The sequence below is a fragment of the Methylocystis sp. H4A genome, from assembly GCF_015709545.1.
Classification (GTDB): domain Bacteria; phylum Pseudomonadota; class Alphaproteobacteria; order Rhizobiales; family Beijerinckiaceae; genus Methylocystis; species Methylocystis silviterrae.
Window position 1 is genome coordinate 228,715 of record NZ_JADNQY010000026.1, and the last position, 20,926, is coordinate 249,640.

Sequence of the window (20,926 nt, forward strand, 5' to 3'; positions counted from 1 at the left end):
GGGGCGCGTCCGAACAGGCGTCTCGTAACCGCCTCAGGCGGATGAGATCGATGGAACGAACGGCGATTAGTTCGCCTTGTATTCGCCCACGCTCAGATCGTCGTAGGGGCCTTTGCCGTCGAGCGAGAACACCATCACGCCGCCGCCCATCTGCGTGTAGTTAGCGAGCTGCTTGAAGGCGCCAACCGCGCCGAGACCGGCCGTCGGATCCTGGAGATCGAACACGAGGCCAACGCCCGGCCAACCGCCGACGCCATACAAGATCGCGAGATATTCGACGCCCTTGTGCTGATAGACGATCGGATGTCCGATGACGCCGGACGGAAGCTTGAACTTCCACAGCAGTTCGCCGGTGTCGCTGTGACGGGCCTTGATGAAGCCGTCGAGCGTTCCGTAGAAGACGACATTGCCGGCAGTGGCGGCGGTGCCGCCCCAAACAGCGAAGCGCTCCATCTTCTCCCATTTGAACTTGCCGGTGATGGCGTTGTAGGCCTTGATCTGGCCGAGGCCTTCAGCCTTCTGACGATCGCCCTTCGGACCCGGAAACATATTGAGCGTCGCGCCGACGAAGAACTGACCCGCCCGATAGGGAAGCATGAAGGGCTCCCAGTCCATGCAGATGTGGTTCACGCCGAGGAAGAACAGCTCTTTGTTGGGATCATAGGAGTCGAGGCCCTGGTTGTGATAGCCCATCGCCGAGGGACAGATGTCCTTAGCGAGATGGTCCATCCGCGTGCCATATTCCGGATCGCGCACCGGCAGGCCGCTCTTCAGATCCACCTTCTTGAACACATTGACCGTGTCATCGATCTTGTCGGCGGAGACCAGCGTGCCGTCGGTACGGTCCAGCGTATAGACGATGCCGTTGCGGTCGGGATGGGTCAGCAGCTTGCGCAGCTTGCCGTCCTTGTCCTTCTGCTCGCTGAGCATCATGAAGTTGATGCCGGCGTAGTCCCATTCATCGTGCGGCGTCTTCTGATAGCCGAACTTCGCCTCGCCCGTGTTGAGATCGCGGCCCCAAATGGTCATCGTCCACTTGTTGTCGCCAGGACGCATGGTCTCGTTCCACGGCGCCGGATTGCCGCTGCCGTAGTAGACGAGGTTGGTGCCCGAATCGTAAGCGAACCAGCCCCAATTGGTGCCGCCGCCGATCTTCCAGGCGTCGCCTTCCCAGGTTGCTGTGCCGAGGCCCTTCTGGCCGTAGTGCGGATTGGCCTTGTTGAAGTCGTCGCCGATCAGCACATCCGAATCCGGACCGGTCGCATAGGCGCGCCACTTCTGCTCGCCGGTGCGCACGTCATAGGCGGTCATATAGCCGCGCACGCCCAGTTCCGCGCCCGAGCTGCCGATGAGCACAATGTCCTTATAGATGTGCGGCGCGACAGTCAGCGTGGAGCCGACCTTGAAATCGGAATTTTCGATTTTCCAGTATTCCTCGCCGGTATTGGCGTTCAGCGCGACGACGTGGCCGTCGAGCAGCGTCTTCACGATCAGCGCGGGCGCCTTGCCGTCGCCGGGCCAGTAGGCGAGACCACGATTGACGATGTCGCAACAGGCGACGGCGCGCGCCGCAGCGTTCTGCTTGGGCTTATGCTGCCAGAGAATGCGGGTCGGGTCGTCGAGGTTGAGCGCGAACGTATTATTGGGGAAAGACGTGTGAACATACATTTTGCCGTCGATGACGATCGGCGAACCTTCGTGACCGCTGAGCAGACCGGTCGAGAACGACCAGGCGACCTTTAGGTTCTTGACGTTATCGGCGTTGACCTGGGTCAGCGTGCTGTAGTGGTTGGAGCTGTAGTTCTTGCCCTGCATGGCCCAGTTGTCTTCGCTCTTCGTCAGAGCCTCGAGCTTATCCTCGGCAGTCGCAGCGGACATCGTCACGATCGGCGCCGCGATCAGCACGGACAACAGGGACACGGAATTCAGCAATTTCCTCATCGACGAGTCCTCCTGCAACCTCGCCCGAACGCCTTCACGGCGTCTTCGACGGCGACGTCGCCCCGCAAATAGACGGCAAAATGCAAGCCGCCATGGTTCATTGACGGTCGCTTATTCTCGCTGCGCGTTCGCGCGCAAATTCGAGAGACGATCCGCCGGCATATAAGTTTAAGCGCAAGGCCGAGTCTTCACGATTTATCGGTAATGTGTCTCGGGAATGATTGGCATGTCGATTACCCATACTTCCTGCCGTCGTGGCGCTTGACGCAGAATCGCGCACAGATTTTGTTGAAGGGCGATCATCCCCTCCTCATCAGAAGCATCGAATGTCAAAAACTCTTGAGCCAATGTATTCGCCTGCGCGCCGCCATCGCCTGCTCACTCCGGCGAATCTGCGCTCGTCCGCTCTCCCGGCGGCCCTGATCATGCTCATGCTGCTCGGCGCGACGCTTGCGCGCATCGGCGCGCAAACAGCCCATGCCGCGCTTTACCCCGACGACAGGCGGCAAGCGATGACCGAGGCTGACGCCAGTCGCTTTGCCGGCGCCGGCGTGCTCATGTGTTACTCCGATTTCGGAACGCTGGAGCGTGCGGCGGCCGCCTGGCTCATCGGTTCGCATGACCTCGTCGTGATGAACGCGCATAATTTCGTCGACCGGCGTCTCGCCCCTACGCATCCGGTGACGAACTGCTTTTTTAGGATCGCCGGCGGCGATTACTATTTCGATGAGGACAGCCTGCGCATCGGCGCGTCCGTCGAATCGAAAGCCCTGCACATCACAGACGACTGGGCCTTGCTGCGCCTGCTTCAGCCAACGCCCCAAACCGTGAAACCGCAGCCCGCGCCGGACGCGAGCGATATCGCCACCGGCGCGCGGTTCAAGGTCGTGATGGTCTCGCCGGCCGGACATGCCAATTCCCGCCTCGTGGCCACCACCGAGTCATGCGATGTTTATCGCATCGACGAACCCACCGAAGGTCACACTCGTCGCGTGCGTCACGACTGCAACGACGGCTATGGCGGCTCGGGTTCCGGCCTGTTCACCGAAGACGGCCGTCTGATCGCCATGCATAGCGCTTCGCTCGACATGAATCAGAAGCGGCCTTTCGATATCGAGACGCATTACGGTTCGGCGATGCTTTTCGAAGGCGAACTCGCCGAGGCGATCCGTGACGCCGCGTCGAAGCCGCGTTAGCTCATTCCTTTGGTGGAATCGTCCGTATCCAGGCGACGAGCGCGTCGAGATCATCGGGCGACATTTTCGAAAAATGCGCCTTGGAGAGCGTCGACATCGGCGGCCTCAACGGCGCGCCATCACGCGCCACGCCTTGTGTGATCGCGCGCTTCAACTCATCTTCCGACCAGGCGCCGACGCCCTTTGCCGGATGCGAGGTGATGTTGGACGCGACGACGACGCCGGCGGCGTTGCGGAAGGTCTTTCCGCCCGCGCCGAGCCGATTTTGATAATCAGGCGCGCCGTCGATTTCCTCGCTGTGGCACGACATGCAGCGGGCGAGCGACGCGACATAGAGGCCGCGCGTGTTTTTTTCGGCAAGAGACGCTTCATCGAAGGGGGCCGCCGCTCCGGGCATCGGGTGGGGCGCCCATTCGCCGCTGCGCTGCTGCGGCGCCAGAAGCGGCGCGCGGATCGGCGTCGCCGAGCGCAGAAAAGCGATGATCGCGTCAAGATCGCTCGGCGTTAGCGGCTTATACGAGTCCGACGGCATGACGGGCGCAAGGCGACCATTCCGGCCAATGCCGTCGACGATCGCGGCGCGCAATTCTTCGTCGGTCCATGCGCCGACGCCGGTGTCCTTATCCGGCGAGATGTTTGGACCCCGCACGACATAGAATTTGTCGGAGAATGTCTGCGCGCCGCCGGAAAAACGATTGGAGAGATCGTAGCCTGCTGCGCCGCGCGGCGTATGGCAGTTATCGCAGGCGGCCAGCGCGTCGACGAGGTAGCGGCCGCGTTCGACTTCGCCTGCATCGGCGGTAGGACCGATCAGGCAGAATGCGAGCAGAGCGACTGGCATAGCCAGACACGATGGCGAACCTTTGGCGCTCATGATGCAGGCGCGGTGTTGTCGGATACGGCGCACTTAATGCAACCTTCTCTTTGCGTCTCGAGGAACTATTCCCGGACGAAGCAGGAACGTTCGGCACGACGCCGCAGGTGTCAGCGCCCGAGAGAAAGATTCGAGCCATCGAGGACGGCGTAGTCGAAACGTGCGCCGGTGACGATCGCCGCGGTGAAATTGGCGCCAGTAAGAACCGCATGCGTAAGATTGGCTCGCGTAAGGTCCGCCCCGTCGAAATTGGCGTCGGGGAGTTCGGCGCGCACGGGAACCATACCCTGATTGGCGGGATCGGCGCCGAGATCCGCGCCGATCAGCTTCGCATTGTGGAAGTTCACGCCCTTGCCGCCGCCAATGATGCGCGCATTCGAGAGGTCGGCATCGGCAAATGTCGCGCCGTCGAGAAGCGCGGCATAGAGCGTCGCGGCTTTCATCTGAGCGCCCGAAAAGTCCGCGTTCTGCAAATCGGCGCGCGTGAAATTCGCCGCTGACAGATCGGCCTTCGCAAGCTTTGCGCCCGCGAGCTTGGTGGAGAAGAAGTCTGCGCCATGCATGTTGAGGCCGGACAGATCGACGCCTGAGAGATCGAGATTTGAAAGATCGATCGGCTCACCATGCGCTGCGGCGACCTTTTGCTCGACCTGCGCGCGCGACAATTCAGCTGCGAAGACTGGGGTCACTGGCGGAAAGACGAAAAGCATTGCTCCGGCGACAAGCGCAACGCAGCGACCGATCCGTCTTCGATTGGGTAATCTCATCAGTCGAACCCCGTCGCATATAGGCTCTCAAAGCCTATGTTCGTCAGGCTAAGAGATGCAACAGGACAATCTCCCGTGGATGTAGGGAAACAGCGGCAGCCATCAGCCACGGCGCGGTAGGACGTAGATCGCCATGCGCTTTCGCGATAAGGAGTGAAGATGCAACGCACGCAACTTTTTCCCTCCGGACTCGTCGTCGCTCTTTCGCTGTTTGCGGGCGCGAATTCGCCTGCATTCGCGAGCGACGCTGAACCGCCAAAGCGCCGGCCGGGCCTATGGCGCATTTCGACGATCTCGCCGGAGATCGGGCTGCAGACCAATGACGTCTGTATCGAAGACGGCGATAGCATCATCGGCGCCCAGGATGAAAGTTGCGCGAAGCCTTCTGTTACGCGCGCGAATGATCAGATCATCGTCACCATCGAATGCGGCCCGAAGGACGCGCGCGACGTCACGAGTCTGCTGTTCACCGGCGATTTCCAGAGCTGGTATCGCGCGCAGTCGAAAACGACGGCGAGTTCCCGTCGCTCAGGCTTCACGATCGACGCGAAGTTTCTGTCCGAACGCTGCACGAACTAGCCGCTCCAGACAATCCCAGTCGGGACTGCGGCGCCGAACGCTATGCTCTAGCGAGATAGCAGGCGCAGGTGAGGCCGTTCTGTCCTGCGCCGATGACGATGTCGTCGTAGGTCTTAGGCATTGGCTCTGCTCCGAGTTTGGCAGGGCGAATGGCCGCATGCATCCTTTCGAACTTATGCAGCGGACCGCTTACGCAGGTTCGTGAAAATAGCTCGAAGCTGCGCTGCCGGAGCTCGATGCGCGATCATCGAACATTTGAGCCCGAGCGACGAGCGCGCGGGCAAAGTCGGAGAGGCATCCGCCTGTAGCTCAGCGTTTTTTCTGTAATGAGTGCAAACCGTCAAGCGCGCGGTTTACGTAGGTATGGAATTGCGTCGCTTTCTCGATCGGCACCGTGAAGATGGCGACCCCGAAACCTATCGCTGCGGCGATCAAAGCCGTGATGACGACAGAAACGAATCTGTACACGATCGTCCCGCGACTGCGAGCAGGACGGACTTCCAAACGGCTTTCGTATCCTTGAGTATCTCTCACAATCTCGGGAGCATTTTGCTCAAATACTTGCTCGTGGGCGTGCAAGATCGTTCCTGCCTCTGGCGGTTCAAACGCTGCCTGGGCAAATTGCGCTTGTTCGATCTCTTGCCGGCGCGCATGACTCTGATCCGGAGCTACATTGTTGGAGGCGCCCAAAACGACCTGTTCCGGCTCTTCCTCTCGCCGGGCGCGCGCTGCAGCCTCGACGCGTTCAGATCGCCGATGCTCTTCTTCTCTTTGTTCCACAGCGGCGAGTCTTTGCTCCAAAGCGGCAAATCGTTTTTGCAGAGCAGCGATCGTCCACTCGCTGCGCAGCGTCTCGTTGTCACGCGGCGCCGCCTCGGCTGGCGCGAACGGAACAGTATCAACCTGCTCTCTTCCACGACGATTTTCTTCTCTACGACGCTCTTCCTCCCTTTGTTTGAATGCGGCGAGAGTCCAGTCGCTGAGAAGGGTCTTGCTCATCTTTCACTCCAGTCTCTCGGTGTTCGCCAGACCAAACACCTCGCGTGGCATTGTCAGTATCGGAAAATCCCGTAGAAACTTTCAGGCTTGTCTCAACGGTTCAAAACATAAGGCTGGGACGATGTTAGACATTTGTAAAGATCGGCGCGCGGTGCCGAGCAAGTGAACCCCTTCCGATCAAATTACGTCCTTCCATAGGCAGAGCATCCGAATGTCGATCTTGTTTCAGCCCGTGCGTCTCGGCGAGATGGAATTGCCAAACCGCATCATCATGGCGCCTCTCACCCGCTGCCGCGCCAGCGAAGGGCGCGTCCCCAACGCGCTCATGAGGGACTATTATGTGCAGCGCGCTTCCGCGGGCCTCATCCTCACTGAAGCGACATCCATCATGCCGATGGGCGTCGGCTATCCCGACACGCCGGGGATTTGGTCGGAGGCGCAGACCGACGGATGGAGACGGATCACGGAGGCGGTTCACGATTCTGGCGGACGGATCATGCTGCAGCTCTGGCATGTCGGCCGGGTGTCGCATCCGATCTATCTCAACGGCGCGCCTCCTGTCGGGCCCAGCGCGATCGCGCCCGCCGGCCATGTGAGCCTGTTGCGCCCCTACCAGCCCTATCCGATCCCCCGCGCCCTGCCGCTTTCCGAGATCGCGGAAATCGTTGAGGCTTATCGGCGCGCCGCGGAAAACGCCAAGGCGGCCGGTTTCGACGGCGTGGAGTTGCACGGCGCCAATGGCTATCTGCTCGACCAGTTTCTCCAGGACAGCGCGAACACGCGAACAGATCGCTATGGCGGCCCGGTCGAAAACCGCGCGCGCCTCATGCTTGAAGCGACGGACGCCGCTATCGCCGTCTGGGGAGCAGGCCGCGTTGGCATGCATCTGGCGCCGCGCGGCGATTCCCACTCAATGGGCGATTCCGACCCAAAGGCGACCTTCGGATATGTCGCGCGGGAACTCGGCAAGCGCGGCGTCGCCTTCATCTGCGCCCGCGAACATGCGGGACCCGACGCGCTCGGACGCGTTCTCAAGGAGCAATTCGGCGGCCCCTATATCGTCAATGAGGGCTATACCGCAGAGACAGCTGAAGCCGTGATCGCCGCGGGCGACGCCGACGCGGCGGCGTTCGGCAAGCTCTACATCGCCAACCCGGACCTGCCCGAGCGCTTTCGCAGGCATGCGGCGTTGAATGAACCCCAACCGGCGACCTTCTATACGAAGGGTTCGGACGGTTACACGGATTATCCGGCCTTGCTGGGATGAGCGGGGTTCGCCCCGCCCAAGGAAATTCTGTTGCGAGCGTGAGCGCCAGACGATAGCGAGCTAACGTGCGCGATCACCAGGCGCATCCCATCCGCATTCGGCTGCCTGGCATGGCCTTAGCCGGAGAGGCTCACCGGCGCGCCACTTTGGCGGGAAGAACGACGACGCGGGTTCCAGGGGCGGTTTTTTGGTAGAGATCCATCGCGTCCTGGTTGATCATCCGGATGCAGCCAGACGATTGGCTCTTCCCAATGGTCCATGGCTCATTCGTGCCGTGGATGCGAAAGAGCGTATCTCGATCCCCTTGCCAGAGATACATCGCGCGGGCTCCCAACGGATTGCCGGGACCGCCATGCATGCCCAGACCGCTTTGCAGCTCAACCAACTGCCGCTTAAGGTCGGGCCTGCGTTCGATCATTTCCTTTGGCGGATACCAGTCCGGCCATTCCTGCTTACTCTTGATCGTCGCTTCCCCTGACCAGGCGAACCCGTCACGTCCGACGCCGATGCCATAGCGGGTCGCCCGGCCGCCCGCCTCGACGTAATAGAGATAGTGCCCGGCGGGATCGACCACGATCGTCCCTGGAGTTTCTCTGGTCGAGTAGGCGACGTTGGCGCGATGGAATGCTGCATCGACGAGGCCCGGTCTGACCGCTGGAACGATGAAGCCGGCGTCTTTCATCTCGCCGTAGAGATTGCCGCCCTGGACGGCGACGGCGTCGATCCGTCCCGCCGGCCCGGCGGGATCGCTGCGAGGCGTCGGCGCGACGGCGGCGGCGCTCAGTGTCGGGGGCCTCTGCGTGCTGACGCATCCGGCAAGGCCCGCCCCAGCCGCTGCTGAGGCGAATATGATCAGGATATGACGGATTTTGGAAGGCATAGGCGATCACCGTCCTCGGCTGCTTCCATCAATATAGCTAAATCCGCGCCGTTAACCAATTTGCCCGGCGTGGCTCGGCTCCGCGAGCTGAGCGGGACCGATCGCTTTGAAGACGTCTGGTCGGGTCAAGGCTTAGGGAGGAACGCCAGCAATGCCGCTGATCTCTATGTTGCCGTCGCGCCTTAGGCTCGCTTCGCCTCATGGCAAGACAACTCCTCCAGCAGATCGAGAAGCGCTTCAAATCGGACCGGCTTAATCAGTAGACCGTCGAAGCCGACATCCTTAACGAGCTGAACCGTGCGCTCGGCGCGCGAAGCGCTGAGGGCGACGAGAGAGATTCTATCGCCTTCGGGGACATGAATGCGACGGATCAGATCAACGACATCCAAATAGGGCATGGCTATATCAAGAAACACCAGCGGCGGCTTAAATTCATTCAGCGCGGCAAGGCCGCCCGCGCCGCTGTAAGCAAGCCGGACAAGGGCCCCGACTGTTCCAAGCAGCAGCGCAAGCGCGTCAGCGGCCTCACGATTATCATCAATCACCAGAGCCCTGAGCGACGGGGGTGCGTTCGCGGCCGCGCCGGCGGACGCCGCTTCCAATGAGGGCTTACCGCGCTGCGCGGTGACATCATGGGCGACCCCGATCATGCGAAGCGGACGCCCTCGCTGGTCTCGCTCGACGACCCCGCGTTCGCGGAACCATGTTACTATTCCATCCGGACCAAGGATTCGGATTTCGGTCTCAAACCGTTCAGTCTCGCCGAGCAGCGCTGCTTCGATATCTGCGCAAAATCGCGCTCGATCTTCTGGATGGACAGCATCCCGGACTGCGGCAAAACGGCTGAACATGCCTGTGCTCGAGGACATGTCGGAGTCAAACGGATCAAACCGCCGCACGATATCCCGCACGATGTCCCACTCAAAGCTGATCATGGGAACCGCGCGCAGCGCTAGGCGCAGCGCAAGTTCATTGCGTCGCGCCCGTTCCTCATGGGCGGCCTTAAGTCCGAAATTCGCTTTCCGCCCCAGCTGCGTCATTGCAGCCTTGTCCGTCGTAATCTTTTGATAGTTATCATCGATCGGTCTTTCCCAGGGACGGCCAAGTTGAAATGTTAGTGCAATATCAACCTGCTGACCAGCGGGCGCAGCCAATGATGATGCGAGCCGTGCGACCTTGTTCCGCCGAAGCGAGCTTCGCCTTTCTCTTCCGAGTCAACATAATTGCAAAACGCTCTAGCTGTGAGGTTTCTATAGGTTGTCCATCCGGACGCCGGCGCGTCTCCATGTGGCGTCGACGGAGCGTTCAGCGGCTTTTCGCATCAAGTGTTTGAGTTTTGCGAAAACCGGCTCGATGGGATTTAAGTCCGGGCTGTAGGGCGGCAGGAAGAAGAGCTTGGCTCCGGCAGCCCGAATGGCGTCGCGTACGGGTTTGCCCTTGTGGCTACCGAGGTTGTCGAGGACGACATGTCACCCTTGCTCAGCGTAGGAATCTGCCCAGAAGACGGCTAATCCAGTGCGTGTCCAATTCGAGTCTGATCTCATGAAGAAAGACAGCTATTTCTCTAGAGTCATCTCCGAAGCCGACTGCTTGCGGCGCCGTCGGCGCTCGGTGAATTAGCTGGATCTCGGCTAGCCTCCCCTCACCCCTCATCGAAACATCTACCGTGCGGAGCTCGCGGGCGTGGACATCGAAATCCCAGGAGGCGACTTCTCGGCCGTTGATTACGACATCCGTCTTTTGACGGTGTCCTGGCGGAACAAACGGCGTCAAATCAAACATTATCCTCAAATTTTTCGTTCTTCGTCGCATTTTTAATTGGATCACGGAAACCGTGCCGTCGCTCCAGACTCCGTCCGGCTCGGTTTGATGCCATCCGCTCCGGGCATGGCTCCAACATTGAACTGGGTCGGAAAAGTCGATGACGGATCCCTTCTTCAACTCCCACCGCGCATATTGTTCCGCGCCCGCGAGACGACCGGGCTTCCCATTCACCATCGAGGTCAGGGTTTGTCTAAAATCACTCAGCAGATCGGAGATCGACGAGATTGCGGAGGTCTTTTCCGGTCCTGAGAAGCGTCTGAACCAAGAGCCATTGCGCTCGCGTTCCAAGTCTTGTCCGGACGGCGCCGCTGTAAAAAGAACGTCCGCATATTCGCGTATCATACGATCCTCGCCAAACAAGCGCATAGCACGCTCCTTGGCGCATTTTCCCATGCCGAAACGGGCTTCCAAATTTCGCTGCATGAACGTCATCGCGTCCGCGATAGCGGCGACGCAAGCTGCTTCTGACCAAGAAGGCGATGGAACCAAAATTCCCGACGACTGGTCGATCTGCTCGGGGATGCCATCGACATTCGTCGCGATCACCGGACAGCCTTTCGCCATGGCCTCAATGATTGACAACGGCATGCCCTCGGCGTGGGAGGTCAAAACAAAGACGTCGCTGGCTTCTAGCAATTTTGGGATATCGTCGCGAGGTCCCAGAAAAATAACATGGTCGGACAACGCCTTTGTCTCGATAGCCTTTCGAAGATCGCAAACATGACCTGTCGCACCGCCTCCGGCCAGAAGAAGACGGATCCCGGAAATGCCGCCACTCTTTCGAATTCGCTCGAGAGCCTCAAGACATAGAATTTGCCCCTTGCGCGGTTCGACCCGTGCGGCCATCAAAAAGACGAGTTCGTGGTCTCCGACCGCCAGCTCTTTCCGCACGGCCCGTCTAACTTCGTCTCCAGCCCCGAGAAAAAACTGGTCTGGGCAACTATTGGCAATCGCATATCGGTGGCTGCCTATCTGAGGAAGCAACGCTTCAAACCTGAGCTTGCTCGCATTCGAAACGAAGATGATCGCATGAGCCCGTTGCATCGCTTCGATCGCCTGCTCGCGCAACTGCGTAAAGCGCTCCAAACAATCGGCGGACAAGAGATTGATTGCGGTCACGTAAGGGATCGCCCGGCGCTTGGCCGCCTCTTTAAGAGCCAGGAGCGACCAGATCTCCGCAGCTTCGACCAAAAGCAATATTTCCGGATCAGCATTTTCGAGAAGCTCTTCCGCTTCAGAAAATGCAAATGTCGACCTCTCCAAATTTCCTTCAGAGACTTGGTAATCATGCATCCGAACGCCAGCGGTTGCGATAGCGATGCGCGATGCCGCGTTCTTCGAGTTGAATGCGCAAGCGAACTGCACATCGAAAAATCTGGTCAGTCCCGCTACAAGCTGCTCCGACACACGGTAGGTGCCACCAACATTGGCGTCGTCGGTGACGATCAGGAGACGTGATTTTTTCATATTCCAAGAATCCACAATTTGGCTCTGACTCATATGTGGAAGGACCGATTGGCAAGGCGCTTTGTGAGAACCGAACTCCGCGAGACGGTGCAGTCATATGTCCGGCCTTTGTGTGCGGGCATTTGACCGCTGGCCACGATGAGTTCCGCGATATCGGCGACTCTAATCAATTTTGCGCGCTCGAGGCGCAGTGAGTCAGACGGTCTGGCCGACACCGGGACGGCGTCCCTTGTGGTTCATCTCTATCTCGGCACCTTTGCGCGGGAGGCGCTGCTGAAGGCGATAGCGCGTTCACGCGGATGGATGGAGACGATCCTGTCGGGCAAGGCCGCATCATTAAACGACATCGCCTTTAGCGAAGGTCTCGCGGAACGCTATGTTCGGCGTTTGGCCGTCCTTACTTTTCTGTCGCCGAAAGTCATTCAGGCGATCGCCGACGGCGCTGCTCCCTCGGGCGTGACAGTCTCCAGCCTGACACTGGCTCTGCCCCATGCTTGGGCGGATCAATAGCGACTGCTCGGCCTCGGCTAAAATCCCCAATCACGATCCTGTCCGATTGCGACCGACGAGCACCGTCTCGTGCCTCCGTTGCGTCTCGATCCGGGACCGATGACATAGTGAATAAATATCCGGGTTCGTCGGCCGAACCGCGTCGAAGCGAACCAGTCTGCGCGCAAAGCGAACCAGTCTCAGGTGGCTCCGTCGAAAAATCCCGGACATCGGAAAATCGCCGACTGAGACTGTGCCTGGAATCACGCCATTGAGACCGGGATTTCCGACTCCAGAAAGTCTCTGAGACGCCAATCCTCGCGCAAACGCCCCGGAATCCCGGCCCTTTTCCCAAAGCCCGCGTCCGATCTGAACTTCCGGGAATGCATGGCTGAAGACGCAGTCTCCTGCGAACCGGTCTCGCGTCACTCCCCTCCCTGACTACCGGAAAATCAGGGAGGTTTTCAAAAAATTCAGGCTTCACCCGCATCGTCTGCGACGAAACCCACGTGATTTCAGTGTCCTGACGCCGATTCCCTGCTGCAAAAAAGGGAGGCATGTAACCAGGAACACGGGACGCGGGCCTTTTATCAGGTGAATTTCTTGTCGTTACCCGGGATCGGATTGTCGTTAGCCGGGATTCGATTGCCGTTATCTGAATTGCGATTGCCGTTGAGCGGGATGAGCGTGCCGATAGGCGGGATATGCGAGTCGCTATCTGGAATGGCGGCGCCGTAAGGCGGGAGGGTGTTGTCGGCCTGCGACAACGCCTTGCGTATGCGAATCGAACGGAATGATTCGGGTTCTTGGACCCTCCCCGGGTCTGAAATGGCCCTCTACCGACCTCTTGAGCGAGGCGCCTGTTGTGCAAGGGTGCCCTAACCGGATCGAGGGGTGCATTGCGCTCACAGCAACGCCAGTATTTTGCAAGCATTCGGACAGGTAAAAAGGGCCTTCCGAAACGCGCTGGTTGTTAAACGGCCCTTAAAGGGGCTTTGAAGAGCCTTTGAAGAGGCCCCTCCCCGCCGCGAATTTTGTTGCTACAGAAATAGCCTTTGGTGTGTAAATCTATACGTTAAATACCTTTGAATGGCTGTTTAAAGGAGCTTTCCATAAGCTTATCCCCATTCCGAATATTGACGAATGGAATCTGTCTGTGAAAGCCTCTTCGTAATTCGATCGACGCTCGTTGCGCTAAGCGCGCAAGCCGGTCCCACCGAAATTGCTGTTGAGGCAGACCATGACCGCCACTCCCCCCGCCATCGAATTGCGACCCGTGACCTCTCTCAAGCCTTATGCAAACAACGCGCGGCGTCATTCAAAGAAACAGATCCGTCAAATTGCCGAGAGCATTCGCCGCTTCGGCTTCACTAATCCGGTCCTGATCAGGGACGACGGCGGCATTATCGCCGGCCATGGCAGGGTTATGGCGGCGAAGGAGTTGGGTCTCGAAACGGTCCCAACGCTGAAATTGTCGCATCTCACGCCGGAGGAAGTGCGCGCCTATGTCATTGCGGACAATAAGCTCGCCCTTAACGCCGGCTGGGACATCGACATGCTGGCGATCGAGTTTCAGGCGCTGATCGACTCGGAGTTCGACCTCTCGTTCACCGGCTTCTCTTTGGCGGAGATCGATCTCACCTTCGATCAGGCGCGGGAGGCTTCGGTCGAGACGCCGGATGGGCTCGACGTCATCCCAGATTTACCCGACGCGGCTGTAACACGCTTGGGCGATCTCTGGATCCTGGGAAAACACCGGCTGCTGTGCGGCGACGCGAGGGAGAAGCGTGATTACTCCTGTCTGCTTGGCGCAGAGAAAGCCGATCTGATCTTCACGGATCCACCCTACAACGTCGAGATCGACGGCAATGTCACCGGGCTCGGACGCCACAGCCACCGGGAATTCGCCATGGCCTCGGGCGAGATGTCTCGCGAGGCTTTCACCGAGTTCCTGACCATAACCCTCTCCAACGCCGCTTCAGTATGCAAGGACGGGGCGATCGCCTTCGCCTGCATGGACTGGCGGCACATCCGTGAAATGACGGAAGCAGGCGAAGCCGCCTTCACCGAATTCAAGAACCTCTGCATCTGGAACAAAACCAATGGCGGTATGGGCAGCTTCTACCGCTCCAAACACGAATTGATCTTCGTCTACAAAGTCGGGACCGCTCCCCACACAAACAACTTTGGGCTCGGCGAAACGGGACGCTATCGCACGAATGTGTGGGACTACCCTGGCGTGAGCAGTCTTGGATCAGGTCGTTCCGAGGCATTGTCGATGCATCCGAGCGTCAAGCCCGTGGCGCTCGTGACCGACGCCATCAAGGATTGCTCTCGGCGCGGGGAGACCGTCCTGGACATCTTTGGGGGCTCCGGCTCGACCCTGATTGCAGCGGAGACCTGCGGACGACGGGCAAAGCTTATCGAATATGACCCTCTCTATTGCGACGTCATCGTCTCCCGCTGGGAGCGACTGACGGGCAAGTCCGCCGTTCACGCGGAAACGGCCCGACGCTTCGAAGACATTGCAGCCGAACGATTGCCGACCGCTCGATCGGCAGGAAAGGCGCGCATGACGTCTCGAACGAGGCGAGATCGACAGGGCCGGGAACGTGGAGCGCTCGTCGACTGAGCCCAATCACGTCCCGACGTCCCCAAATGATAAACCGCTCCTTGCCCGAGAATCATGACTTATGACAAAGCGTCGCGCGGACAAATCTTGGACAGAAGATCCCTCTGAGCAGTCGGAACGCTTGTTTTCCGACCAAATGGTGGATCGTTTGAAGAGCGCGATTACATTTGGCGAGCCGATTTCAACCCCGCCAAAATCAACGCGTTTCCAAAAAGGGCTATCAGGCAATCCAAAAGGAAGGCCGAAGAAAACCTCAAGCTCTCCGTTTCATCCACGGATTGAGCCGCATCCCATACAGGAATTGATCCTGAAAGAGGGCGAGCGCGGCGTCACGATCCGCGAGGGCGATAGCGTCTCTGTCATTCCAGCGAAACAGGCTCTTATTCGCGCGTTGCAGAATGCGGCCCTAAAAGGCAACCCTCACGCGCAGAGAACCTGGCTCCTTCTGCATGAGCGGATCGAACGAGAGAAGGCGATCGAGATCAAGGCTGAGAATGAACTTTGGGAGGCCTATCAGCAGCAATGTCGGGAAGAAATCAGGGAAGCTGAATCAAAAGGCGAGGCGCCACCGCTGCATCTTCCACACCCAGACGACATCATCATCCGATATGGGAAGCCGCCTCTCTTCAAAGGACCCATATGTGAGACGGAACTCACGGATATGGAAGAACGCATCAAACTGATGGACGCGTTCATCATGCAGAGCGCCGTCAACGAGCGCTGCGCTTTGCCAGGAAATACAGAGGCAGGACTCCGATGCGCCGAGGCTGCGACACTATTCGTGGCGCTCCTAAACGGGACGCTGCCAAAGCGGCTCCAACTGAGCGACGCCGACTTTATAACGAGGCTTATGTATTTTCAGAACATCCCGAAGCGCACACTCCTAAAATCGACCCGCGCAGCATGGAGCGCCGCCGGCCTTCATGTCCCGCATGGCAAAATATTCCCCAGGCTCGAAATCGCTCGTGCGATCGTCGAAGGGTTCAAGGACGCCAATGCTAATGAAAACTGAGAGACCTCGATCTCACCGCAGACCTTTCCTTTAGAGTTCGCCGCATGCTCTCAAAGACGTGCAAATGGCGTGCATTGGCTGCAGTCGGCGTCCTATGGATGTTCGCACACTCCGCCTTCTGACCTGCCGCTGAGCAATCATGCGGGACGAGCATCGCGAGATCGCGTCCTATGCGCTGCGAAATCGACAAGCATGCTCCCTAGACATCGAAAGCCGCGCTCGTTCAGCGCGTCGATAGGCGAGCGGAAAAACTGGGAGCGCAGCGATAACGATGGCGCCAAATTGATCACCCTAGATCAAAAAATCATAGAAGTGCGCGCGCCAGAGCGCATTGCGGCTAGACATGCGCTGCGACCCGTCTGCACCACCCGCACTCCTGCAAGGTCGTATGCCTGAACCATAAATGTTGAGAATTGTGACGGGGAGGACGCCAGCTCCCTCCGCGGGCGCAATGCCCGGCTGCTCGATTTTGCGCCGTCACGTTAATGACAATGGCGCCTGCCTCGGCGCCGTTCAAGGCGGAAATGTGAAGCGCGCTAAACTGGCTCCCGCCCCACCCCGGGGCTTGGTCAGCTCGCCCCCGCTGTGCGGGGAACGCAAGAGCAGCTAAGACGAGGAGTTGGGCCGAGCCCGTCCGGCTGCGTCTCGGATCATGAGCTTCCGCATCAACGAACGATTGGAGATCGCTCCCAGAAAATTGAGTGGTTCGTCGATTGGACTTGACTTAGCCCGGATTTCTCACAGAGCCTTGGGCTTATAGGGTTCATGAACGTCATCGTCATGGCTTCCTTCCGCCGCTCGACCAAGGAGGCCGAGCGTGCGCTCGGATGCGCAGAGAGGACAAATGATCAACTCCGTCATCGCATGTGCGGTCCTGATGAAGCTTTCTATGACGACGAAGCTCGAAATGGCCCGTGTCTTCCCAGAAGTGGCCAACTACTGCATGACACATCCTTCCGGGAAGGTTCGCGTCTTCTACCGGTTCGAGGGTTCGGGAAGATCATCACGGTCCAGCGGCCGCCGTTGAGCCACAAGAAGCTTCGAGCGACGGCAAAACCGCGCCAGAGATTTGGAACACGGTCATTGCGGCTTGACCCCCGTCGAACGCCCAAACGCGGCTTTTGCGACCGCTCGTTTGAATTTGCACCATAGCCCTCAAACTTGCTGAAGCCATTTTTCTTAGCATTCGCTACATTCGAGTTACGCCTAGCGAGATTCGTCGATTTTTTGTCCGTCCCTCCTCAGTGTCATTGGTTGCGACCGGATGGCTTTCACCATAACCTTTCGTGTTGAGGCGTGAAGCGTCCACACCCATTCTCGTCAACTCGCGCATCACCGAGTCTGCGCGCGCTTTTGACAATCTCTTATTTGCGCTCCGGGCGCCGACGCTGTCCGTATAGCCGCCAATCGTGGCTATAACGCTCGGATAGGCCGCCAGAATGTCAGCGATGTTTCTCAACTGCTCCTGAAAGGCGGCTTGCGGTTTTGCTTTGCCCGTCTCGAATTGGAGGCGGTCGAAGTCGAACCAGGTCACTCCTTCTATCTTCGCTTCACGCTCGAGAAACGCGAGCAGATTGGCCTCCATGCCGGAGCTCGGAACATTCAATATGAGACCGCTGGGCAACTTCCTGCTTAAAAATTTAGGAGGCCCGCCAGCCGCCGTTCTCGTGCTGGTCTCTTGTTCCCGGCCTCTTGGCTGGACTTCCTCCACGGCGGATTTCGTTTCCTTGTACGGAGTGGGAGCGCCTTGTTGCGCGGGCGGGGGTTCAATCCTCTCTACTCGAACCGACCCAGTCTCTCGCGGCGTGATGAGCTTTGGCGCATAAGCGATAAGAAGCCATCCAAGTGAAATCGCCATCGCCGCGGCTGCCGTCCATCCGACACAGGCCCTCGCGTTCACGCGACTTTGTACGAATATCCGACGGACCCAACGAACTCCGTTAAGTCCTGCGCCGCGCCAAACGTATTTGAGCGCTTCAAGCAGCACCAACACGATCACGCCGGCGCCGAGCGTGACCGCCAGGTCGTCCAGGTGTAGGGGCCCGAAGCGGAAGAGATCGCTAATGGGGGGCGAAAGAAGCGTCAGACTCAGCATCGCCCCGACGGCAAGGAGCACCCACGCAAGCGCCGTGTTTGGTCGACGGAGCGCTGTCAGCAGCGATGCGCTGAAGGTGCGGTTGACAAAAATTAGGCTGACGATCGAGAGGACCAACGAGAAAAAAGTTAACGCGCGCACTTCCGTCTCTGGCATGCCCCGCTTCAGCCCAACGAGGAAAATGACTGCAACAAGCGCGAATGCGAACGCTCCTTGTAGAAGGCCCCACGCGATCACGGGAGCCGAGAATAGGGGCTCGTCAGTAGGACGTGGCGGGCGATGCATCACATCGTCTTCTTCGATCTCGGCTTCGAAGACGAGCGAACAGACCGGGTCGATTACCATTTCCAGAAATGCGATGTGCATCGGCCCAAATAGCAGCGGCAGGCCAAACAACAGCGGCAATATCGCCAGTCCCGCGATGGGCACATGCACCGCGAAGATGAAACCCGTCGCCTTGCGCAGATTGTCGTAGATTCTGCGGCCAAGCCGGATCGCCTTGACGATCGAACCGAAATCGTCATCGAGAAGCACGATTGAGGAGGCCTCCCGCGCCACGTCCGTTCCGCGTCCGCCCATGGCAATGCCAATGTGCGCGGCCTTGAGAGAGGGCGCATCATTCACACCGTCTCCCGTCATGGCGACGATCTCGCCATTTGCTTTGAGCGCATTCACAATTCGGAGCTTCTGATCAGGCAGGATTCGCGCAAATATGTTCGCTGTCCGCATGCGCCGCGTTAGCTGCGCCTCGCTCTCGCTTTCGAGTGTCTGTCCTGTCACGACTTCGTCGGTATTTAGACCCGCCTGGCGAGCGATTGCCTTCGCCGTCGCTGGGTAGTCGCCCGTGATCATGACCACCCTGATGCCTGCCGACCGACACTCGCTCACGGCGGCTGGAACGGCCGAGCGTAACGGGTCGGCGAGTCCGACGAGCCCCAAAAATTCGAACGTGAAGTCTCGCTGCGAGTCCGGCAATGCTTTCTGCGCGAAGGATGCGCTGGCCACTCCCAGAACGCGCTGTCCCTCGGCAGCCATGCCTTCAACGGACTGCTTCACTGCAGCAAACTCCGTCTCGTTCAATCGGCAGAGCATAGCGATGGCTTCCGGCGCGCCTTTGGCCGCGACAACGAATTCCGGCGTGGCGTCGCTTTGCCAGACCTGTGACATCGCAAGGAGATCGGAACGAAGACCGTATGTCTGCAATAGTTTCCAATCTGGACCAAGCAGAGTTCCGGTCTTGGGCAAATGGTTCCGGCCGAAATCGTGAAACGCTTTTTCCATCGGATCGAATGGATCAGGCGCGCTGGCGAGAATTCCGAACTGGACCAGATGATCGAAGCTCGCAGGCATTGAGCGGGATATCTGGCCGGCTCGTAATGCCTCGCCGCCCTTGAGGCGTAGTTCGGCAATCGACATCTGGTTCTCGGTCAGGGTGCCGGTCTTATCAGTGCACAAGACCGTCGCCGAACCCAGAGATTCGATGGCCGCGGCGCGACGGGTCAATACGCGCGCCCGCGAAATCCGCCATGCTCCCATCGCCATGAATACGGTGAGCACGACGGGAAACTCTTCGGGCAGCATCGACATGCCGAGCGCGATGCCCGCAAGCACCGCATCGAGCCATCCTCCGCGCAACACGCCGTAGAGCAACACCGCCAAAACGCTCACGGCGCCTCCTGCGAGAGCAAACACCCCCACAAGACGCCGTGTCTGCGCCAGCAGACGCGGCAGCTCCGTTTCGACTGTGCTGAGCGATTGGCCAATTTTGCCGATTTCGCTCTGTGCGCCGGTCGCGATCACCTCGCCGATTCCGGCTCCGCGCACCACCAGAGAGCCGGAAAACACATATGGCAGGTCGTCGCCCCCCGGCCGGCGGCTTCCGAGAGGCGCATCGGCGCGGGAGATCTTGCGAACGGGCGCCGACTCTCCCGTCAGCAGCGATTCGTCGATCTGGAGGTCCTGGCATTCGCTGAGCGCCGCGTCGGCGGGAACCCGGTCGCCTTCGCTGAGCACGACGACATCGCCACGCACGACTTCGCGCCCAGCGATTCTCTTACGTACGCCGTCACGAATAACCAGCGCGCGCGGACTCGTAAGGTCGCGCAGCGCTTCCAGGACGCGCTCGGTGCGGGTCTCTTGCACCGCCGTGATGACGACCGACATTGTTGCGAAGACGAGGAGAATTAATGCTTCCTTCAAATCCCCCAGCAGCAAGTAGATCAGGCCGCCGCCGATGAGCAGCGCGAGCATCGGCTCGCGCAGGACCTCGAGAACGATTCGCAGCGGCGTGCGCCGTTCCGGCCGCGGTAGCTCGTTGTAGCCCTCGCTCTTCAGCCTGGCCTGCGCGTCTGCTTCACTGAGGCCGGGAGCCGAGTGGAGGGCTGAGGATGCATCTGGCACTAAAACCCTCCCGAGCGCGCTAACCCGCATTTTCAAACTCGGCATGCGTTAGCCGACTGTGACGGGACGATGATCGCAATGCTGAGAAGGCGTCACAAGCCCGAGAATCGTCGCCAAGTTGCGACAGGCGGATGTGTCGACCTCATAACGACAAGTCGCGGACGCTGTTCGCGCGATCGGCGTGACCGAGAGACTTACTGCAGGGTCGATCGTGGCCTCGTCCAGTCCAAACTGCGCCTGCGCCTGATCATGGGCATTTTTCGCATTATCCAGGGCGTCTCGAGAAATCACCTTGGTCGGGGCGAGTCTCTGGGGCATTGTCACATTAGGCGCATACCGCTGCTGATGTCCCGCTCGTATCCGCCTTGATGACCAAACTCAGCTGTGCCCTGAGCTTCCGCGACGTGGAAGATCTGTTGGCTGAACGGGGCATCACGGTTTCCTACGGGACCGTGTGACGATGTGATGCGTCAATGCCTCGACGTGTATCCACGTCGAGCAGGT

General features: G+C 59.3%; 16 protein-coding genes and 2 pseudogenes. 7 read left to right on the forward strand and 11 right to left on the reverse strand.

From position 1 onward, the window contains the following. Positions 1–66 precede the first annotated feature (66 nt). The gene (locus IYW40_RS14280) at positions 67–1,941 is read right to left on the reverse strand and encodes a methanol/ethanol family PQQ-dependent dehydrogenase (RefSeq protein WP_196400992.1); all 1,875 of its coding nucleotides are present in this window, start codon (positions 1,939–1,941) and stop codon (positions 67–69) included. Between the two features lie 326 nt (positions 1,942–2,267). Here IYW40_RS14280 and IYW40_RS14285 point away from each other — a divergent pair, with 326 nt between their 5' ends. After that, positions 2,268–3,137, forward strand: coding sequence for a serine protease (locus IYW40_RS14285; protein WP_246720804.1), 870 nt, complete (start codon positions 2,268–2,270; stop codon positions 3,135–3,137). A gap of 1 nt (position 3,138) precedes the next feature. On the opposite strand, the gene IYW40_RS14290 is transcribed toward IYW40_RS14285, so the two are convergent. Both IYW40_RS14290 and IYW40_RS14295 read right to left on the reverse strand, forming a co-directional pair. After that, positions 3,139–3,978, reverse strand: a complete 840-nt coding sequence (locus IYW40_RS14290) for a cytochrome c (RefSeq protein WP_246720805.1) — start codon at positions 3,976–3,978, stop codon at positions 3,139–3,141. A 143-nt stretch (positions 3,979–4,121) separates the two neighbouring features. After that, positions 4,122–4,721: a pentapeptide repeat-containing protein gene (locus tag IYW40_RS14295; RefSeq protein WP_246720806.1), complete on the reverse strand. Its 600-nt coding sequence runs from the start codon at positions 4,719–4,721 to the stop codon at positions 4,122–4,124. 216 nt (positions 4,722–4,937) lie between these two features. On the opposite strand from IYW40_RS14295, the gene IYW40_RS14300 reads away from it, so the two are divergent. Then, complete coding sequence (locus IYW40_RS14300) at positions 4,938–5,357, forward strand: DUF3617 family protein (RefSeq protein WP_196400995.1); 420 nt, start codon at positions 4,938–4,940, stop codon at positions 5,355–5,357. Positions 5,358–5,666: 309 nt separating this feature from the next. On the opposite strand, the gene IYW40_RS14305 is transcribed toward IYW40_RS14300, so the two are convergent. Continuing rightward, positions 5,667–6,356 (reverse strand): hypothetical protein, encoded by a 690-nt coding sequence (locus tag IYW40_RS14305; protein ID WP_196400996.1) that lies wholly within the window; start codon positions 6,354–6,356, stop codon positions 5,667–5,669. 211 nt (positions 6,357–6,567) lie between these two features. On the opposite strand from IYW40_RS14305, the gene IYW40_RS14310 reads away from it, so the two are divergent. After that, complete coding sequence (locus IYW40_RS14310; protein ID WP_196400997.1) at positions 6,568–7,623, forward strand: alkene reductase; 1,056 nt, start codon at positions 6,568–6,570, stop codon at positions 7,621–7,623. Between the two features lie 130 nt (positions 7,624–7,753). Here the strand turns inward: IYW40_RS14310 and IYW40_RS14315 are convergent, their stop codons facing one another. Together IYW40_RS14315 and IYW40_RS21875 are read right to left on the reverse strand one after the other, a co-directional pair. Continuing rightward, on the reverse strand, positions 7,754–8,503 hold the full coding sequence (locus IYW40_RS14315) for a L,D-transpeptidase (protein WP_196400998.1): 750 nt from the start codon (positions 8,501–8,503) through the stop codon (positions 7,754–7,756). Between the two features lie 182 nt (positions 8,504–8,685). After that, on the reverse strand, positions 8,686–9,153 hold the full coding sequence (locus tag IYW40_RS21875) for a response regulator (protein ID WP_246720807.1): 468 nt from the start codon (positions 9,151–9,153) through the stop codon (positions 8,686–8,688). On the opposite strand from IYW40_RS21875, the gene IYW40_RS21880 reads away from it, so the two are divergent. Next, on the forward strand, positions 9,136–9,459 hold the full coding sequence (locus IYW40_RS21880) for a hypothetical protein (protein WP_246720808.1): 324 nt from the start codon (positions 9,136–9,138) through the stop codon (positions 9,457–9,459). The genes IYW40_RS21875 and IYW40_RS21880 overlap by 18 nt on opposite strands. Positions 9,460–9,753: 294 nt before the next feature. Here IYW40_RS21880 and IYW40_RS14325 read toward each other — a convergent pair. Together IYW40_RS14325 and IYW40_RS14330 are read right to left on the reverse strand one after the other, a co-directional pair. Then, a pseudogene (locus tag IYW40_RS14325) lies at positions 9,754–9,995 on the reverse strand (transposase); the annotation flags it as partial. Then, positions 9,983–11,827, reverse strand: coding sequence for a glycosyltransferase family 4 protein (locus IYW40_RS14330; RefSeq protein WP_348644281.1), 1,845 nt, complete (start codon positions 11,825–11,827; stop codon positions 9,983–9,985). The pseudogene IYW40_RS14325 and the gene IYW40_RS14330, both read right to left, overlap by 13 nt. A 198-nt stretch (positions 11,828–12,025) precedes the next feature. Here IYW40_RS14330 and IYW40_RS14335 point away from each other — a divergent pair, with 198 nt between their 5' ends. Then, the gene (locus IYW40_RS14335; RefSeq protein WP_196401001.1) at positions 12,026–12,304 is read left to right on the forward strand and encodes a hypothetical protein; all 279 of its coding nucleotides are present in this window, start codon (positions 12,026–12,028) and stop codon (positions 12,302–12,304) included. A gap of 569 nt (positions 12,305–12,873) precedes the next feature. Here the strand turns inward: IYW40_RS14335 and IYW40_RS14340 are convergent. After that, positions 12,874–13,050 carry a hypothetical protein gene (locus tag IYW40_RS14340; protein WP_196401002.1) on the reverse strand — a complete coding sequence of 59 codons (177 nt, stop codon included), beginning with the start codon at positions 13,048–13,050 and terminating at the stop codon, positions 12,874–12,876. Positions 13,051–13,523: 473 nt separating this feature from the next. On the opposite strand from IYW40_RS14340, the gene IYW40_RS14345 reads away from it, so the two are divergent. After that, positions 13,524–14,915 carry a DNA methyltransferase gene (locus IYW40_RS14345; protein ID WP_196401003.1) on the forward strand — a complete coding sequence of 464 codons (1,392 nt, stop codon included), beginning with the start codon at positions 13,524–13,526 and terminating at the stop codon, positions 14,913–14,915. A gap of 61 nt (positions 14,916–14,976) precedes the next feature. Continuing rightward, the gene (locus tag IYW40_RS14350) at positions 14,977–15,927 is read left to right on the forward strand and encodes a DUF5681 domain-containing protein (RefSeq protein WP_196401004.1); all 951 of its coding nucleotides are present in this window, start codon (positions 14,977–14,979) and stop codon (positions 15,925–15,927) included. 1,189 nt (positions 15,928–17,116) lie between these two features. On the opposite strand, the gene IYW40_RS22275 is transcribed toward IYW40_RS14350, so the two are convergent. Both IYW40_RS22275 and IYW40_RS14355 read right to left on the reverse strand, forming a co-directional pair. Further along, the gene (locus tag IYW40_RS22275; protein WP_348644284.1) at positions 17,117–17,785 is read right to left on the reverse strand and encodes an OmpA family protein; all 669 of its coding nucleotides are present in this window, start codon (positions 17,783–17,785) and stop codon (positions 17,117–17,119) included. A gap of 96 nt (positions 17,786–17,881) precedes the next feature. Then, positions 17,882–20,452, reverse strand: a pseudogene (locus IYW40_RS14355) (cation-translocating P-type ATPase); the annotation flags it as partial. Positions 20,453–20,926 lie beyond the last annotated feature (474 nt).

Excerpts from the sequence above, each read along its gene's own strand:
- IYW40_RS21875 (WP_246720807.1), bottom strand. The coding sequence starts at position 9,153 with ATGATCGGGGTCGCCCATGATGTCACCGCGCAGCGCGGTAAGCCCTCA.
- IYW40_RS14305 (WP_196400996.1), bottom strand. The coding sequence starts at position 6,356 with ATGAGCAAGACCCTTCTCAGCGACTGGACTCTCGCCGCATTCAAACAA.
- IYW40_RS22275 (WP_348644284.1), bottom strand. The coding sequence starts at position 17,785 with ATGGCGATTTCACTTGGATGGCTTCTTATCGCTTATGCGCCAAAGCTC.
- IYW40_RS21880 (WP_246720808.1), top strand. The coding sequence starts at position 9,136 with ATGGGCGACCCCGATCATGCGAAGCGGACGCCCTCGCTGGTCTCGCTC.
- IYW40_RS14285 (WP_246720804.1), top strand. The coding sequence starts at position 2,268 with ATGTCAAAAACTCTTGAGCCAATGTATTCGCCTGCGCGCCGCCATCGC.
- IYW40_RS14350 (WP_196401004.1), top strand. The coding sequence starts at position 14,977 with ATGACAAAGCGTCGCGCGGACAAATCTTGGACAGAAGATCCCTCTGAG.
- IYW40_RS14300 (WP_196400995.1), top strand. The coding sequence starts at position 4,938 with ATGCAACGCACGCAACTTTTTCCCTCCGGACTCGTCGTCGCTCTTTCG.
- IYW40_RS14310 (WP_196400997.1), top strand. The coding sequence starts at position 6,568 with ATGTCGATCTTGTTTCAGCCCGTGCGTCTCGGCGAGATGGAATTGCCA.
- IYW40_RS14315 (WP_196400998.1), bottom strand. The coding sequence starts at position 8,503 with ATGCCTTCCAAAATCCGTCATATCCTGATCATATTCGCCTCAGCAGCG.
- IYW40_RS14280 (WP_196400992.1), bottom strand. The coding sequence starts at position 1,941 with ATGAGGAAATTGCTGAATTCCGTGTCCCTGTTGTCCGTGCTGATCGCG.
- IYW40_RS14290 (WP_246720805.1), bottom strand. The coding sequence starts at position 3,978 with ATGCCAGTCGCTCTGCTCGCATTCTGCCTGATCGGTCCTACCGCCGAT.
- IYW40_RS14345 (WP_196401003.1), top strand. The coding sequence starts at position 13,524 with ATGACCGCCACTCCCCCCGCCATCGAATTGCGACCCGTGACCTCTCTC.
- IYW40_RS14295 (WP_246720806.1), bottom strand. The coding sequence starts at position 4,721 with ATGCTTTTCGTCTTTCCGCCAGTGACCCCAGTCTTCGCAGCTGAATTG.
- IYW40_RS14330 (WP_348644281.1), bottom strand. The coding sequence starts at position 11,827 with ATGAGTCAGAGCCAAATTGTGGATTCTTGGAATATGAAAAAATCACGT.